This window comes from Myxococcus qinghaiensis, assembly GCF_024198215.1.
Taxonomy (GTDB): Bacteria; Myxococcota; Myxococcia; order Myxococcales; family Myxococcaceae; genus Myxococcus; species Myxococcus qinghaiensis.
In genome coordinates this window covers 150,849-167,220 of sequence record NZ_JAKCFA010000027.1, presented here as the reverse complement: position 1 = coordinate 167,220, position 16,372 = coordinate 150,849, and the positions used below count along the sequence as shown (strand labels likewise).

The window sequence follows — 16,372 nt, the reverse complement described above, 5'->3', positions numbered from 1 at the left end:
CCTCCGTGCCCGGCGCTCGCCTCTACCGCACCGGTGACAAGGCGCGTTGGCTGGCCCACGGCCACCTCGAGTACCTCGGCCGCATCGACTTCCAGGTGAAGCTGCGCGGCTTCCGCATTGAGTTGGGCGAAGTCGAAGCCGCTCTCGAGGCCCTTCCTTCCGTCCACCACGCCGCGGCCCTCGTCCGTGAGGACGTCCCGGGCCTCAAGCGCCTCGTCGCCTACGTCACTCCGGCTTCCGTCGACGCCTCGGCCCTGCGCGCGGAGCTGTTGCTCCACCTCCCCGAGTACATGGTGCCCTCGGCCTTCGTCGCCCTGGACTCCCTGCCCATCAACACCCACGGCAAGCTCGACAGGAAGGCGCTCCCGGCTCCTGACTCCGGCCCCACTGACTCCTTCGTCGCTCCTCGCAACCCCACCGAGACTCGCCTCGCCGCCATCTGGGCCGAAGTCCTCCATCTCGACTCCGTCAGCGTCACCGACGACTTCTTCTCCCTTGGCGGCCACTCCCTGCTCGCCACCCAGGTCGTCTCTCGCGTCCGCAAGGCCTTCGACTTCGAGCTGCCCCTGCGCGCGCTCATCGAAGCGCCGACCGTGAGCGAGCTGGCGGTGCGAGTCGAAGCGGCTCGTGGAGAAGCCCCGGCCAACACGCGGCCTCCGCTCGTGGCGGTGCCTCGCACGGGACCGCTGCCGCTGTCCTTCGCTCAGCAGCGCTTGTGGTTCCTCGACAGGCTGGAGCCCAACAGCGCCTCCTACAACATCCACTCGGGCAAGCAGCTCGATGGATACCTGGATGCTTCCGCGTTGGAGCGCGCGATTCAGGAGCTCGTGCAGCGCCATGAAGCGCTGCGCACCTCATTCCACGTGCAGGAGGATGGCACCGCGGTTCAGGTCATCCATCCGCGCGCCGAGCTGTCCGTTCCCCTCACTGACCTCCGGCACCTGACGGGCCCGGCGCTGGACACGGAGGTCGCGCGGCTGATCTCCGCGGAGGCCCAGAAGCCCTTCGACCTGACGCAGTCACCCCTGTTGCGCGCGGCCCTGCTGCGAGTGACCGAGGAGAGCCACGTGCTCCTCGTCACGGTGCACCACATCGTCTCGGATGGCTGGTCCAACGGCATCCTGTTGCGCGAAGTGGGTGCGCTCTACGAAGCGTTCTCCCAGGGGCGTCCGTCCCCGCTCGCGCCGCTGGAGTTCCAGTACGCGGACTACGCGCTGTGGCAGCGCGGCTGGCTGCGAGACGCGGCACTGGAGCAGCAGCTCTCCTGGTGGCGGAACCAGCTCGCCGGGGCTCCGCACGCCCTGGAGTTGCCGACCGACCGACCGCGACCGCCTGTACAGACCCACGTCGGCGCGACGCTCCCCGTTCACCTGAGCACCGAGGTGACCGAGGCGCTGCGCGCGCTGTGCAAGCGCGAGGGTGTCACGCCCTTCATGGTGTTGCTCGCCGCGTTCCAGGTGCTGCTCGCGCGGTACTCGGGGCAGGACGACATCGTCGTCGGCTCGCCCATCGCGAACCGGCAGCAGACGGAGCTGGAAGGCATCGTCGGCTTCTTCGCCAACACGCTCGCGCTGCGTGCGCGGCTGACGGAGAAGATGACTTTCCGCGAGCTGCTGGCTCAGCTCAAGGAGACGACGCTCGGTGCCTACTCGCACCAGGACGTGCCGTTCGAGAAGCTCGTCGACGAGCTGAAGCCCGAGCGCGACCTGAGCCGGTCTCCGCTGTTCCAGGTGATGCTCGCCTTGCAGAACACGCCGCGTCAGCCTCGCACCGAGGCGCGCCGCGAAGAGCCGGCACCCGCACCGGGCCCCGTGGGAGTCACCCACGGCAGCGCCAAGTTCGACCTGTCGCTGTTGCTCGCGGACCACGGCGACGACATCAGCGGCCTGCTCGAGTTCAACACCGACCTGTTCGACCCGGACACCGCCAGACGCCTGGCCTCGCACTTGTCGCGGCTGCTGCAATCCGCCATCAGCGACCCCAACCAGTCACTCTGGAGGCTGCCGCTGCTCGATGAGCAGGAGCGTCACCAGTTCCTCGTCTCCTGGAACGACACCTCACGCGAGTCGCATGCCGTCACCACGATGCACGGCCCCTTCGAGGCCCAGGTGCTTCGTACGCCCGACGCCATCGCCATCTCCGACGGCACCCGCTCGCTCACCTACGCGGCCCTCGACGCACGCGCCAACCAACTCGCCCGTCACCTCGCCTCTCGCGGTGTGACTCCCGGCCTCGCCGTCGGCATCTGCCTCGACAAGTCCCTCGACATGGCCGTCGCCGTCCTCGCCACCCTCAAGGCCGGCGCCTTCTACGTCGCTCTCGACCCCAACTACCCCGCAGAGCGCCTCGCCTTCATGCTCGCGGACACCCGCGCCCCCGTCGTCCTCACCCACTCACTTCTCGCCTCCGTCCTCCCGGCGAGTACCGGCGCGCGCTTCGTCCTCGTCGACTCCGAGGCCGACTCCATCTCCAGCCAGTCCTCTCAGGCCACAGGCGTCCTCGTCTCCACCGAGGACATCGCCTACGTCATCTATACCTCCGGCTCCACGGGCATCCCCAAGGGCATCGTCATGCCCCACCGCGCCCTGAGCTTCCTGCTCGCCTGGCAGATTCGTCAGTCCCTCAACTCCCGCGCTGTCACCCTCCAGTTCGCCTCCCTCAACTTCGACGTCTCCATCCAGGAGCTCTTCGCCTCATGGTGGGTGGGTGCCCACGTCGTCCTCCCCACAGGTGGACTCCGCCAGGACATCCCCGCCCTGCTCGACTTCATGCACCGTCAGCAGGTGGAGCGACTCTTCCTCCCCTTCGTCGCCCTCCAGGCCATGGCGGACTCCGTCTCCCACGGCGCCACGCTTCCCTCCGCCCTGCGCGAAGTCGTCACCGCAGGCGAGCAACTCCAGGTCAACGCCACCCTCGCTTCCTTCTTCGAGAAGCTCCCGGGCAGCGTCCTCGAGAATCAGTACGGCCCCTCCGAGGCCCACGTCGTCTCCGCCTTCCGTCTCCAGGGCGCGCCGTCCACGTGGCCTCGGCTGCCTTCCATCGGCTCGCCTGTCGGCCACACCCAGCTCTTCGTCCTCGACCCTCTCGGACAGCCCGTCCCCATCGGCGTCGCAGGTGAGGTCTACGTCGGCGGCACCCACCTCGCTCACGGCTACCTCGCTCGTCCCGAAACCACGGCTCAGGCCTTCGTCCCCAATCCGTTCACCCATGAGATTGGTGCGCGCCTCTACCGCACCGGCGACTCCGCTCGCTGGAAGGCCGACGGCACCTTGGAGTTCCTCGGCCGCCTCGACTTCCAGGTGAAGGTGCGTGGCTTCCGCGTCGAATTGGGCGAAGTCGAGTCCGTCCTCCGCTCCGCTCCCGGCATGCGTGACGCCGCCGCTGTCGTCCGCGAGGACGTCCCGGGCGACAAGCGCCTCATCGGCTACGTCGTCCTCTCTCCCGACTCCGCCCTCGACTCAGAGGCCCTGCGCACCTTCCTCCTCAAGCGTCTGCCTGAGTACATGGTGCCCTCCGCCTTCATCTCCCTGGCGGCACTGCCTCTGACTCCCAGCGGAAAGCTCGCTCGCAAGCTGCTTCCCGCTCCCGACGCCGACACCCTGCGCGGTGACTCTTCCTTCGTCGCTCCTCGCAATCCCGAGGAAGAGAAGCTCGCCTCCCTCTTCGCCACCGTCCTCCGCTTGGAGCGCGTCGGTGTCACCGACAACTTCTTCGCCCTCGGTGGCCACTCCCTCCTCGCCACCCAGGTCATCTCCCGCATCCGCTCTTCCTTCGGCGTCGAGCTTCCTCTCCGTGCCCTCTTCGAGGCTCCCACCGTCGCCTCCCTCGCAGCTCGCATCCTCACGGCCTCTCAGGAAGGCGCCAGCGCTCAGCCTCCGCCCATCCTCCCTGTCCCTCGCACCGGCCCGCTTCCTCTCTCCTTCGCTCAGCAGCGCCTCTGGTTCATCGACCAGCTCCAGCCCGGCTCCTCCACCTACAACATGCCCTCCTTCGTCCGGCTGGACGGGCATCTCGACATCAACGCGCTCCAGCTCAGCTTCGATGACCTCGTCCGTCGCCACGAGGCGCTCCGCACGACGTTCTTCGAACTGGATGGACAACCGTTCCAGCGCATCACGCCCGAGGGTGACCTCCCGCTGGTGCGTGTGGATCTCCGAGACCTCGACGCGGAGACCGCGCACCACGAGGTCCAGCGCAGACTGAAGGAGGAGTACCAGCGGCCCTTCGACCTCTCCACGGGTCCGCTCATCCGCGCTCAAATCCTGGAACTGAGCGACACCGAGCATGTGCTCGCGCTCAACATGCACCACATCGTCTCTGACGGTTGGTCACTGGGCGTGCTCATCCAGGAGGTCGCTGCCCTCTACGACGCCTTCTCTCATGGCAGGCCGTCGCCGCTCGCGCCGCTCTCCATCCAGTACGCCGACTACTCTGTCTGGCAGCGCGGCTGGCTCCAGGGCTCGGTGCTCGACGCGCAGATTGCCTACTGGCGCAAGCAGCTCGCGGGCGTTCTCCCGCTGGCACTGCCCATCGACAAGGCTCGGCCTCCGCTCCAGACCTTCCGTGGCTCCACGCTGCCGGTCTTCCTCTCGAAGCCTGTCTCGGATCAGCTCAAGACCCTCAGCCAGCGTGAAGGCGCTACGCCGTTCATGCTGCTGCTCGCGGCATGGCAGCTCCTGCTCTCCCGCTACTCGGGACAGGAAGACATCGCCGTCGGCTCGCCCATCGCTGGCCGCCACCGCTCGGAAGTCGAAGGGCTCATCGGCTTCTTCATCAACACGCTCGTGCTTCGCTCCCATGTCGACTCACGTGCGTCCTTCCTCCAGCTCCTGCGACAGGTGAAGGAGTCCGCGCTGGGTGCGTATGCGCACCAGGACATTCCCTTCGAGCGGCTCGTCGAGGAGCTCCAGCCCGCGCGCGACATGAGCCGCAGCCCGCTGTTCCAGGCGCTCTTCGCGCTTCAGAACACGCCCGAGTCCGCCATCCAGAAGACGGAGCTGACGCTCAGCCCCGTGGCCCTGGGTAGCGTGGCGGTCACCGCCAAGTTCGAGCTTCAGTTGAACCTGACGGAGACGTCCGAAGGTGTCTTCGGAGGGCTCGGCTACAACTCCGACCTCTTCGAGCGCGCCACCATCGAGCGCATGGCGCGGCACTTCGAGCTGCTCGTCGAGTCCCTCGTGGCTCGGCCCGAGGCCCCGCTCTCCGCTCACGCCATGCTGACCCACGAGGAGCGGCAGAGCGTCCTCGTGGACTGGGCCTCGGCTCCCGCGCACGTCTCGCCCGACTCCACCATGCCCGCTGTCTTCGCCGACGTCGTCGCTCGCGCTCCCGACTCCGTCGCCGTCCTCTTCGGTGACGCCTCCCTCACCTACCTTCAGCTCGACGAGCGCTCCAACCAGCTCGCCTGGCACCTGCGCTCCCTCGGCGTCACCACCGACTCCCGCGTCGCCATCGCCATCGACCGCTCCGCCGAGCTCATCATCTCCCTCGTCGCCATCCTCAAGGCCGGCGCCGCCTACGTCCCCCTCGACACCAAGTACCCCCGCGAGCGCCTCGCCTCCATGCTCGCGGACGCTCAGCCCCAGGTCCTCGTCTCCACCCGCGCCTTCCTCGACAAGCTGCCCGCCGACGGACTGACGTGTGTCCTCTTGGACGAGGTCTCCCTGGCCACCAGCTCCACCCAGGCCCTGCCTCCTTCCGCACTCCCCGGGTCGCTCGCCTATATCGACTTCACCTCCGGCTCCACCGGCAAGCCCAAGGGTGTCGGCTGCACCCACCGCAACGTCATCCACACCCTCATCGGCATCGACCACATCCCCTTCGGGCCCGAGCAGACCCACCTCCTCCTCGCCCCCATCTCCTTCGACGCCTCCACCTTCGAAGTCTGGGGCGCCCTGCTCCATGGGGCTCGCCTCGTCGTTCTTCCTCCCGAGACCCCCTCACTGGAAGAGCTCCTCCAGACAGCGGCCCGTCACGCCGTCACTTCCCTCTGGGTCACCAGTGGCCTGTTCTCCCAGCTCGTCGAGAGCCGCCTCCCCGCGCCCCCTTCCCTTCAGCGCCTCCTGACCGGTGGTGACGTCGTCTCGCCGCTCCATGTCCGCCGCGTGGTGCAGGACTGGCGCATCCCGGTCACCAACTGCTACGGCCCCACCGAAACCACCGTCGTCGCCACCACCTTCTCCGTCTCCCGCGCTGACGACATCGGGGCCTCCTTCCCCATCGGCAGAGCTACCAACGGCACTCGCCTGCTCGTCCTCGACGCCTCGCTCCAGCCCGTCCCCATCGGCATCGTCGGGGAGCTCTTCATCGGTGGTGACGGCCTCGCTCGCGGCTATGTCGGCCAGCCCGGGCTCACCGCCGAGCGCTTCGTCCCGGACCCCTTCTCCTCCGTTCCCGGTGCTCGCCTCTACCGCTCCGGAGACCTCGTCCGCTGGAGCCATGACGGAACGCTCGCCTTCATCGGTCGCGCCGACGCACAGGTGAAGGTGCGCGGCTTCCGCATCGAGCTGCCTGAAATCGAAGCCGCGATGCTCGCGCACCCGTCCATCCGCGAAGCTGTCGCCATCGCGCGTGAAGACGTCCCCGGAGACAAGCGCCTCGTCGGCTACTTCGTCGGTGACGACCTGGACACCGTCTCCCTGCGCGCGTTCCTCAAGGCTCGGCTCCCCGAGTACATGGTGCCGTCGTTCCTGCTCCGCCTGGACGCGCTCCCGCTCACCTCCAACGACAAGCTTGACCGCAAGGCACTGCCTCCTCCCGAGGCCGTCCTCTCCGCTCCTTCGGCCGCCCACGTCGCGCCTCGCACTCCCACCGAGGAGCTGCTCGCCTCCATCTGGGCGCAGGTCCTCCGCGTCCCGCAGGTCAGCGTCGAGGACGACTTCTTCGAGCTCGGTGGACACTCGCTCCTGGCTATCAAGCTGATGGCTCGGATTCGCGAGCGCACCGGTGTCTCGCTCCCTGTCACCGCGCTGTTCCAGGGCTCCAGCATCGAGCGTCTGGCTCCGTTCCTGGAGCAGCAGCAGGACGGCACGCGCGCCACGCCGAACCTCGTCCGTCTCGACTCGGGGGCCTCCACCGAGCGCCCGCTGTTCCTTGTCCACGGAGGCGGCGGCAGCGCGCTGGGCTACACGGAGCTGGTGCGTCAGCTCGCCCCTAGCCGCCCCATTCACGGCCTCTCCGCGAGCGGCCTCGACGGAGGCGAGCTGCCTCCCGCGTCCGTCGAGATTCTCGCGCGCGACTACCTCTCCCAGCTTCGCGCCGTGCAGCCCCATGGGCCCTACCTGCTCGCGGGCTGGTCCTTCGGCGGGCTCGTCGCCTACGAGATGGCGCGTCGCCTCCAGGCCTCGGGCGAGCAGGTGGAGCTGCTCGCCCTGCTCGACAGCCATGCTCCCAAGCCGGAGCCGCGACCGACTCCGGATGCGCTGACGCAGCTCGCGGGCTTCGGACAGGTGCTCGGACTGCCGTGGCGCGAACTCCCGGTGGACCCGGAGCGTCTGGCCCGACTCGAAGGCCGCGAACGGCTCCGCTACCTGCTGGAGCTGACACGTCGCGCGTCCCCCCAGGCCATCGACCTGGACGTCGACGCGGCGGAGCGACTCTTCGCCCTCTACCAGCGCCTGAGCGAGGCCCAGCGCAACTACGTCCCCACGAGCGCGCGGTACGAGGGGCCCACCGTGCTCATCAAGGCCGCGACGCCGCTGCCTGGACTCACCGTGACGGAGGACCTGGGCTGGGGCGCCTGGCTCGCCTCCGCGCCGACGGTGCACGAGGCACCGGGCGACCACTACACGATGCTGCGCGCGCCCCACGTCACGACGCTGGCGGACCTGTTCTCGCGCCTCCTCGCCGCGCTGAAGCGAGACGCGGCCTGATGCACCCGCGCCGCGCTCCCACTATCGTCACCGAGTCCACCCCCAGAGCAGCCGCTCTGGAGGGCAGCGCCCCGAGGGAGCACGCATCGTGATTGTCAGCATCGATGACCTGCGCCAGCGAGCACGGCGGCGGCTGCCACGGACCGTCTTCGACTACGTGGAAGGCGCCGCGGATGATGGCTACACCGTCGACGCCAACCGACGGGGTTTCGACCGCTATCTCTTCCGTGCTCGCGCCCTGGTGGATGTGAGCAAGGTGGACCACTCCACCTCGCTGCTGGGAGAGCAGCTGGCCACTCCCATCATCCTCGGGCCCACGGGGCTCGCGGGGCTGCTCGCGCCTCGTGGCGAAGAGCTGGCCGCGAAGGCGGCGGCGAGTCGCGGCGCCATCTTCACGCTCAGCACCATGTCCATTGGAACCATCGAAGAGGTGGCCGCCGCGGCGCCCTCGCCCCTCTGGTTCCAGCTCTATGTGTGGAAGGACCGGGACGACACCCGCGCGCTGGTGGAGCGTGCGAAGGCGGCGGGCTACCGCGCGCTGTGCCTCACGGTGGATGTGCCCGTCATGGGCAACCGGGAGCAGGACCGACGCAATGGCTTCACCCTGCCTCCCCGCATCCACTTCTCCAACGTGATGGATGTGCTGCGCCACCTGGGCTGGGTGCTGCGCATGGCGTCGAGCCCGCGAGCCACCTTCGGCAACTTCGTGGACCACCCGTCGCTGACGCGCACGGATGCGGTGGGCATCGCCCGCTTCACCAACAGCCAGTTCGACGCCTCGGTGACGTGGAAGGACGTGGAGTGGCTCCGCTCCATCTGGTCCGGGCCGCTCGTGCTCAAGGGCATCACCTGCGCGGAGGATGCGCGGAAGGCTGTCTCGCTCGGCGTCGAGGCCCTCGTCGTCTCGAACCACGGAGGCCGACAGCTCGACTTCCTGCCGGGCGCCATCGACGTGCTGCCGGAGGTGGTGGACGCGGTGGAGGGTCGCGCGGAGGTCATCCTGGACGGAGGCATCCGCCGAGGCTCCGACGTGGTGAAGGCCATCGCCATGGGCGCACGCGCCTGCATGGTGGGGCGGCCGTTCCTCTATGGCCTCGCCGCCAACGGCCAGGCGGGCGTGGAGCTGGCGCTCGACATCCTCTGCGCGGAGATGGACCGCACGCTCGCGCTGCTGGGCCGTCCTCGGCTCGCGGAGCTGGACCGCACCGCGCTGCGCGTCGATGCCCCAGCCTCCCTGGAACCCGCCAGGTCCTCCGCCCGCCGGGAGACATCCACCGTCACGCCGCGGGTGGGTGGGACACTCGACACCTGAGTACCCCTCCATGGCGAAGTGGTCGGGTTGACGGCGCGCCGAGACAGCCGTTAGCTTGCGATTCCGTGCTGATGCCTTCCACCCCGATGGCCGCGCTGTTCCGCCGCTGCTGTCGGTCGTGTGCCTGTTGTGCCCTGTCGGGCCTGGGCTGTTGAAGCGCGCGCCGGAAGCGTCCTGATTCCCTCCGCGCCTCGCCCGGCCCTACCTCCCTCCCGAGGTCTGGGTCTGTTCCGCCGTTTCCCGCACACCGCTTCCCGACGCTCCTCCATGCACCACTCCTCCACCCAGCAGCAGTCGATGCGGCAGGCGCCCCACGGGGCCCGCTGTGCGTGCTGTCTGGCGTGTGCGTGTGCGGTGTGTCCGCTTGAAGGCGGGCCCCGAGCCTCGAGGAGTGGATAGCAGCACCACCCCACCTCCCTGCTCGCGCGGCCCGCCCTCGAAAGAGGCGCGGGCCTTTTTGTTTTTCATCCCCTGGAGTCCACCGTGTCCGCCTCGTCGTCCCCCCCTCCACTCGGAATCGCCCACGGGCCCGCGGCGCTGCTCGCGGACGCCGCCTCGCTCGAAGCCGCCTCCGCCGAGGAGATTCTCGTCTGGGTGGAGCAGCGGCTCGGCGCGCGCGCCGCCATCGCCTCCAGCTTCGGTGTGGAGGACATGGTCCTCATCGACCTGGCACGCAAGCACGCGCCCAGCCTGCGCGTCTTCACCCTCGACACAGGGCGTTTGCCCCCGGAGACGTACGAGCTCATCGAGGTCGTCCGCAATCGCTACGGCATCCCGGTGGAGACCTACTTCCCGGAGCGAGGCCGCGTCGAGGCGCTGGAGTCGGCACAAGGCTACTTCTCGTTTCGTCGGAGCCTCGAAGCGCGCAAGGAATGTTGCGCCATCCGCAAGGTGGAGCCCTTGCGACGCGCGCTGCACGGCCGCGACGGCTGGGTGACGGGGCTGCGCCGTGAGCAGTCCATCAACCGCACGGACGTCGCCGTCGTCGAGCACGACCGCGAGCACGGTGGGCTCATCAAGCTCAACCCGCTGGCGGGATGGAGCCGGCAGCAGGTCTGGACGTACATCCAGACGAACTCCGTCCCGTACAACACGCTGCACGACCGGGGCTACCCGTCCATCGGCTGCGCGCCGTGCACCCGCGCGGTGAAGCCGTACGAGGACGAGCGCGCGGGCCGTTGGTGGTGGGAGTCGCGCGAGCACAGCGAATGCGGCCTGCATCCCGTTCGGTGACGTGGACCACGAACATGCCCACCGTCACTCCCATCGACTATCCCATCTGCCTTCGGCTGGAGGGCCGTCGCGTCCTGCTGGTGGGCGGCGGCACCATCGCCGAGGGCCGAGCCCTGGCCGTGCTCGAAGCGGGAGCGCGACTCCACCTGGTGTCCCCCGAAGTCACCGACACGCTCCGACGCCTGGCCGCCGAGGACCGACTGGAGTGGGAGCCCCGGACGTATGCGCCGGGCGATGTGCGCGGCCACTCGCTGGTGCTGGCCGCGACGGATGACCTCCAGGTGAATCAACGTGTCACGGCCGAGGCCCGGGAGCTGGGCCTGTGGGTGAACACGGCGGACGAGCCGGAGCTGTGTGACTTCACCCTGCCCTCCGTGGAGCGACGAGGCCCCATCACCGTGGCGGTCTCCACCGCAGGGCAGGCCCCCGCGCTGGCGCGTCTCCTGCGACGAGAGCTGGGTGCCCACGTCGCACCCCACCACGTGTGGCTGGCGAGGCTGAGCGGCTGGCTGCGCCGACGGCTGCCTCGCGGCCCGGGGCGACAGCGCCTGCTGAAGCGGTTGGTGGAGGGAGAGCTCGGCGCGCTGCTCGCGCGCGGTGAGCGTGGAGCCGCCGTGGCTCGGCTCCGTTCGGAACTGAAGACCTTCAAGTCGTCTGGAGAGTTCACATGAAGGAGTCGTCGAGAGGTCGCGTGTACCTGGTGGGAGCGGGCCCTGGAGACCCGGAGCTGCTCACGCTGCGCGCGGCGCGCCTGCTGCGAGAGGCGGACACGGTGGTGCATGACCGGCTCATCCACCCCGGAGTCCTGGAGCACGCGCGTCCCCATGCGCGACTCATCTACGTGGGCAAGGAAGGCGGGGGCGAGTCCGTACACCAGGAAGACATCCACACCGTGCTCATCGCCCAGGCAAGGCTCGGCCGCACCGTGGTGCGTCTCAAGGGGGGAGACCCGTTCGTCTTCGGTCGCGGAGGCGAGGAGGCCCTGGCCCTGGAGGCCGCGCGCATCCCCTACGAGGTGGTGCCCGGCATCTCCTCGGGCATCGCAGTGCCTGCCTCGGTGGGCATCCCCGTCACCCATCGGGACGTCTCCGGCGAGGTGACGTTCGCCACCGCGTTCCGAGCGGGCGGCGCGCCGGATTGGGACTTCCTCGCGCGCACCCAGACGCTGGTGCTGTTCATGGCGGGAAACCGCCTGGAGGAGGCCACGGCGGCGCTGGTCACCGCCGGCCGAGCCGCCTCCACACCCGCCGCCCTCGTGGAGGCAGGCACGTGGGAACACCAGCGCGTCGTGGAGGCCACCCTGGGAGACATCGCCCAGGAGGCGCGCAAGGCCGGGCTGGGCTCTCCCGCCCTGCTGGTGATTGGCGAGGTCGTCGCGCTGCGAGCGCGGCTGCCCACGCTCGCGGCCGGGAATCACACGACGGCGGGGGAAGCGCTCCCCCGGTTCGCGGAGGCGGGACATGACTGATGTGACGCATGCACGCTCCACCCACCTGGAGGAGCTGGAGGCGGAGAGCATCCACATCCTCCGCGAGACGGTGGCGGAGTTCGCCAACCCGGTGATGCTCTACAGCATCGGCAAGGACTCACAGGTGCTGCTGCACCTGGCGCGCAAGGCCTTCCACCCCGCGCCCCTGCCCTTCCCGCTGCTCCACGTGGACACGACGTGGAAGTTCCGGGACATGTACGCGTTTAGAGACTCCTTCGTCGCGCGCCACGGCCTGCGGCTGCTCGTGCATCAAAACAAGAAGGCGCTCGCCGAGGGCATCAACCCCTTCGACCACGGCAGCCAGAAGTACACGCACGCGATGAAGACGCAGGCGCTGTTGGAGGCGCTCGCGCTGCACGGCTTCGACGCGGCCTTCGGCGGAGCCCGCCGCGACGAGGAGAAGTCCCGCGCCAAGGAGCGCGTGTTCTCCTTCCGCGACAAGCATGGCCAGTGGGACCCGCGGCGACAGCGGCCGGAGCTGTGGAACCTGTTCAACGGCCGCGTGGACGCAGGCGAGAGCATGCGCGTCTTCCCCCTGTCCAACTGGACGGAGCTGGACGTGTGGCACTACGTCCTGCGCGAGAAAATCCCGGTGGTGCCGCTCTACTTCGCCGCCGAGAGGCCCGTCATCGACCGGGGCGGCACGCTGCTGATGGTGGATGACGAGCGCATGCGCCTGCGCCCTGGAGAGAAGCCCACGCTCCGGAGGGTGCGGTTCAGGACGCTCGGCTGCTACCCGCTCAGCGGCGCCATCGAGTCCTCTGCCACCACGGTGGAGGCCGTCATCCACGAGATGGTCCACGCGCGACAGTCCGAGCGCCAGGGCCGACTCATCGACCACGACGAAGAAGGCTCCATGGAGCTGAAGAAGCGCGAGGGGTACTTCTGATGGACACCGCACTCCAGGCCGTCCCGCAGCAAGACATCCAGCGACTCCTCGACGAGCACTCCCACCGCGCCCTGCTGCGGCTCGCGGTGGTGGGCTCGGTGGACGACGGCAAGTCCACGCTCATCGGTCGGCTGCTCTACGAGTGCGACGGCCTCTTCGAGGACCAGATCTCCGCCGTGAGACGGGCCAGCGCGAAGCGGGCGGCGGCTCGCACGGAGATTCCTCCGGAGCTGCTGGCCCAGGGCCTCAAGGCCGCGGCGGGCGCCGGTGACGACGAAGAGCTGGACTTCTCCCTCTTCACGGACGGCCTGCGCGCCGAGCGCGAGCAGGGCATCACCATCGACGTGGCGTATCGGTACCTGTCCACGTCGCGCCGGAAGATCATCATCGCGGACACCCCGGGGCACCTCCAGTACACGCGCAACATGGCCACGGGCGCCTCCACGGCGGACGCGGGCGTCATCCTGGTGGATGCGCGGCTGGGTGTGCTGCCGCAGACACGCCGCCATGCGTACATCGCCTCGCTGCTGGGCATCCCCTACCTCGCGGTGGTGGTGAACAAGATGGACCTGGTGGGCTACGAGCGCGCGACGTTCGAGCGCATCGGCTCCGAGCTGGCGGACTTCGCGCACACGCTGGGCTTCGAGGGCGTGCGCCTGTTCCCCGTCAGCGCCAGCCGGGGCGACAACATCACCCGCCCCAGTCCTCGCACGCCGTGGCACGAGGGAGGCACGCTGCTGGGCTGGCTGGAGTCGCTGCCGCACCAGCGCCGGCTGGATGGCGCGCCCTTCCGCTTCCCCGTGCAGTACGTGCTGCGGCCCCACCAGGACTACCGGGGGCTCGCGGGACAGGTGGCGTCCGGCACGGTGCGCGTGGGTGACGAGGTGCAGGTGTTGCCCTCGGGGCGCAGGACGCGCGTGCAGTCCATCGACACCTTCGACGGCCCCAAGGAGGAAGCCTCCGCGACGGACTCCGTCACGCTGCGGCTCGCGGACGAGGTGGACGCCAGCCGAGGCGACTTGCTGTCCCATGTGGACCAGCCGCCCCTGTCGTTGCAGCACCTGGACGCGATGCTGGTGTGGTTCGGCGAGCAGCCGTTGGACGTCACGCGCCGCTACCTGGTGAAGCAGACCACCCGCACCGCGCCCGCGCAGTTCGAGCGCGTGCTGTGGCGCAAGGACCTGGAGGAGCTGGCGGAGGTGCCCTCGGAGTCGCTGGCGCTCAACGACATCGGCCGCGTCCGGCTGGTGTGCCGCCGTCCCCTGCTGTGCGACCCGTACCAGGAGAACCGGCGCACGGGAGCCTTCATCGTCATCGATGCGCTCACCCACGACACGGTGGGCGCGGGCATGGTGCTGGGCCCCGCGGAGTCCACGTCGCGTGCCGGGGTGTCGCTCGTCACGAACGCCGAGCGGCATGGGCGACTGGGCCAGGCGGGCGCCGTGGTCCTGCTCCCCGCCACACCCGATGCGGCCAGTCGCGCCTTCGCGCTGGAGCGCGAGCTGTTCAACCTGGGCCGCCACGTGGCCACCGTTTCCGGTGACGTGGAGGTGGCCCTGGCCCTGGCTCGCGCGGGCCTGTTCGCCCTGGTGTACGCGGAGGCGCCGCAGGTCCGGCGCGCGCTGCGTGAGGAGGCCCATGACGCGGGCACGGGCTGGTGGGAGCTGGAGGACGCCGAAGCCCCGGAGCAGTGGGTGCGGCGCCTCACCGCGACACCGGAGAGCGGAACATGAGCGCCTCCTCTCCTGGCAATCTCAGCCTGTCCCCGCCGCCCTTCATCGACACGTTGCTGGGCGCGGAGAAGAGCGCACGGCTGCTCGAACTGGTGGCGGGGCTGGACGCGGCGGCGCTGCACTGGCTGAGCGGCTATGCCGCGGGCCTCGCGGCACGACCCGGCGTGACGCCTACGACAGGCGCCGTCAGCGTGGCACCCACGGCGACTCCCGCCGCGCCGCTCACCATCGTCTACGGCACGCAGACGGGAAACAGCCGGCTGGTCGCGGAGCGACTCAAGCACCAGACGGAGAGCACCGGCCTTCCCGTGCGCATCATCCGAGCCAGTGAGTATCCGGTGCGAGAGATGGCGCGCGAGAAGCTGCTGGCCGTGGTCATCAGCACGCAGGGAGATGGAGACCCGCCCGACGACGCGCGCGGGTTCTGTGAGCACCTGCTGGGCAAGCGCGCGCCTCGACTGGAGGGACTGCGCTACGCGGTGCTCGGACTCGGAGACTCCAGCTATCCGAAGTTCTGCGAGGTGGGACGGGCGCTCGATGCGCGGCTGTCGGAGCTGGGTGCCACGCGGCTGGTGGACCGCGCCGACTGCGACCTGGACTTCGAGCCCATCGCCGCGGGCTGGCTGGACCAGACCCTCGCGCGGGCCCGCGAAGCCATCGAGCCCCGCACGTCCACCGTCGCCACCGTCGTCCCGCTGCGAGGCGCCGCCACCGCGCCCACCTTCAGCAAGGAAGCACCCTTCTCCGCGACGGTGCTCATCAATCAGCGCATCACCGGAAGGGGTGCGCTCAAGGACGTCCGCCACGTCGAGATTTCCCTCGAAGGTTCCGGCCTGGAGTACGCACCGGGCGACGCCCTGGGCGTGTGGGCGCCCAATCCTCCGGAACTGGTGGACGCCGTCCTGAGGCAGCAGCGGCTGGATGGCGCCGAGCCCGTGACGCGCGACGGGAAGACGCAGCCGTTGGCGGTCTGGCTCTCGGAGGGCCTGGAGCTGACGCGCCTGAGCCGGCCCTTCCTGGAGCGCCACGCCACGCTCGGCGCGAGCACGGTGCTCCAGTCCCTGCTGGCGCCCACGGGAGCGGATTCGTTCCGCGCGCTCCTCAAGAGCCATCAGGTCATCGACGTGCTTCGCCAGCACCCCGCGCCCTGGAGCGCGAAGGAGCTGGTGTTCGCGCTGCGCAAGCAGACACCCCGGCTGTACTCGATTGCCTCCAGCCCCAAGCGGGTGGGCGAGGAGGCGCATCTCACGGTGGCGGTGGTCGACTACACCGCCTTCGGTGAGCGTCACCTCGGGGCCGCGTCGTCCCATCTGGCCACGCGCGGAGCGGACGCGGAATCCGTGCGGGTCTTCGTGGAGCGCAACGAGCGCTTCCGGCTGCCGGAGGACCTGGACCGGGACGTGGTGATGATTGGCCCTGGCACAGGCGTGGCGCCCTTCCGGGCCTTCGTGCAGGAGCGCGCGGAGGTCGGCGCGCGCGGACGCAACTGGCTGTTCTTCGGAGATCAGCACTTCCGCAGCCAGTTCCTCTACCAGTCGGAGTGGCAGGAGGCGCTGAAGAAGAAGACGCTCCACAAGCTGTCGCTGGCCTTCTCCCGAGACACGGCGGCGAAGGTCTATGTGCAGCACCGACTGCGCGAGTCCGGCAAGGAGCTCTACTCCTGGCTGGAGGGCGGCGCCCACCTCTACGTCTGCGGCGATGCCCAGCGCATGGCCCCGGATGTCCACGCCGCCCTGGTGGACGTCATCGCCGAGCACGGTGGCAGGAGCCGAGAGGACGCCGAGGACTGGCTGAAGACACTCCGCGACGAGCGGCGCTACCTGCGTGACGTCTACTGAATCCTTC

The 16,372-nt window shown here is 69.4% G+C and carries 8 protein-coding genes; all 8 read left to right on the top strand.

The annotated features are described in order from the left end of the window. The coding region (locus LZ199_RS38235; RefSeq protein WP_253998736.1) for an amino acid adenylation domain-containing protein at nucleotides 1-7,871 on the top strand (7,871 nt) is incomplete at its 5' end. Nucleotides 7,872-7,959: 88 nt separating this feature from the next. Further along, a complete protein-coding gene (locus tag LZ199_RS38230) occupies nucleotides 7,960-9,183 on the top strand; it encodes an alpha-hydroxy acid oxidase (RefSeq protein ID WP_253998735.1) in 1,224 nt (407 codons plus the stop codon). A 483-nt stretch (nucleotides 9,184-9,666) separates the two neighbouring features. Continuing rightward, nucleotides 9,667-10,416, top strand: coding sequence for a phosphoadenylyl-sulfate reductase (locus LZ199_RS38225; RefSeq protein WP_253998734.1), 750 nt, complete (start codon nucleotides 9,667-9,669; stop codon nucleotides 10,414-10,416). A 14-nt stretch (nucleotides 10,417-10,430) separates the two neighbouring features. After that, the gene (locus tag LZ199_RS38220; RefSeq protein ID WP_253998733.1) at nucleotides 10,431-11,087 is read left to right on the top strand and encodes a precorrin-2 dehydrogenase/sirohydrochlorin ferrochelatase family protein; all 657 of its coding nucleotides are present in this window, start codon (nucleotides 10,431-10,433) and stop codon (nucleotides 11,085-11,087) included. Beyond that, the gene (gene cobA, locus LZ199_RS38215) at nucleotides 11,084-11,884 is read left to right on the top strand and encodes a uroporphyrinogen-III C-methyltransferase (protein WP_253998732.1); all 801 of its coding nucleotides are present in this window, start codon (nucleotides 11,084-11,086) and stop codon (nucleotides 11,882-11,884) included. Before LZ199_RS38220 ends, cobA begins: the two co-directional genes overlap by 4 nt. After that, complete coding sequence (gene cysD, locus LZ199_RS38210) at nucleotides 11,877-12,794, top strand: sulfate adenylyltransferase subunit CysD (RefSeq protein WP_253998731.1); 918 nt, start codon at nucleotides 11,877-11,879, stop codon at nucleotides 12,792-12,794. The genes cobA and cysD overlap by 8 nt, the downstream gene beginning before the upstream one ends. Beyond that, entirely contained in the window at nucleotides 12,794-14,527 is a 1,734-nt protein-coding gene (locus LZ199_RS38205) for a GTP-binding protein (protein WP_253998730.1), read from the top strand. The genes cysD and LZ199_RS38205 overlap by 1 nt, the downstream gene beginning before the upstream one ends. Then, nucleotides 14,524-16,365 (top strand): assimilatory sulfite reductase (NADPH) flavoprotein subunit, encoded by a 1,842-nt coding sequence (locus tag LZ199_RS38200; protein ID WP_253998729.1) that lies wholly within the window; start codon nucleotides 14,524-14,526, stop codon nucleotides 16,363-16,365. The genes LZ199_RS38205 and LZ199_RS38200 overlap by 4 nt, the downstream gene beginning before the upstream one ends. Nucleotides 16,366-16,372 lie beyond the last annotated feature (7 nt).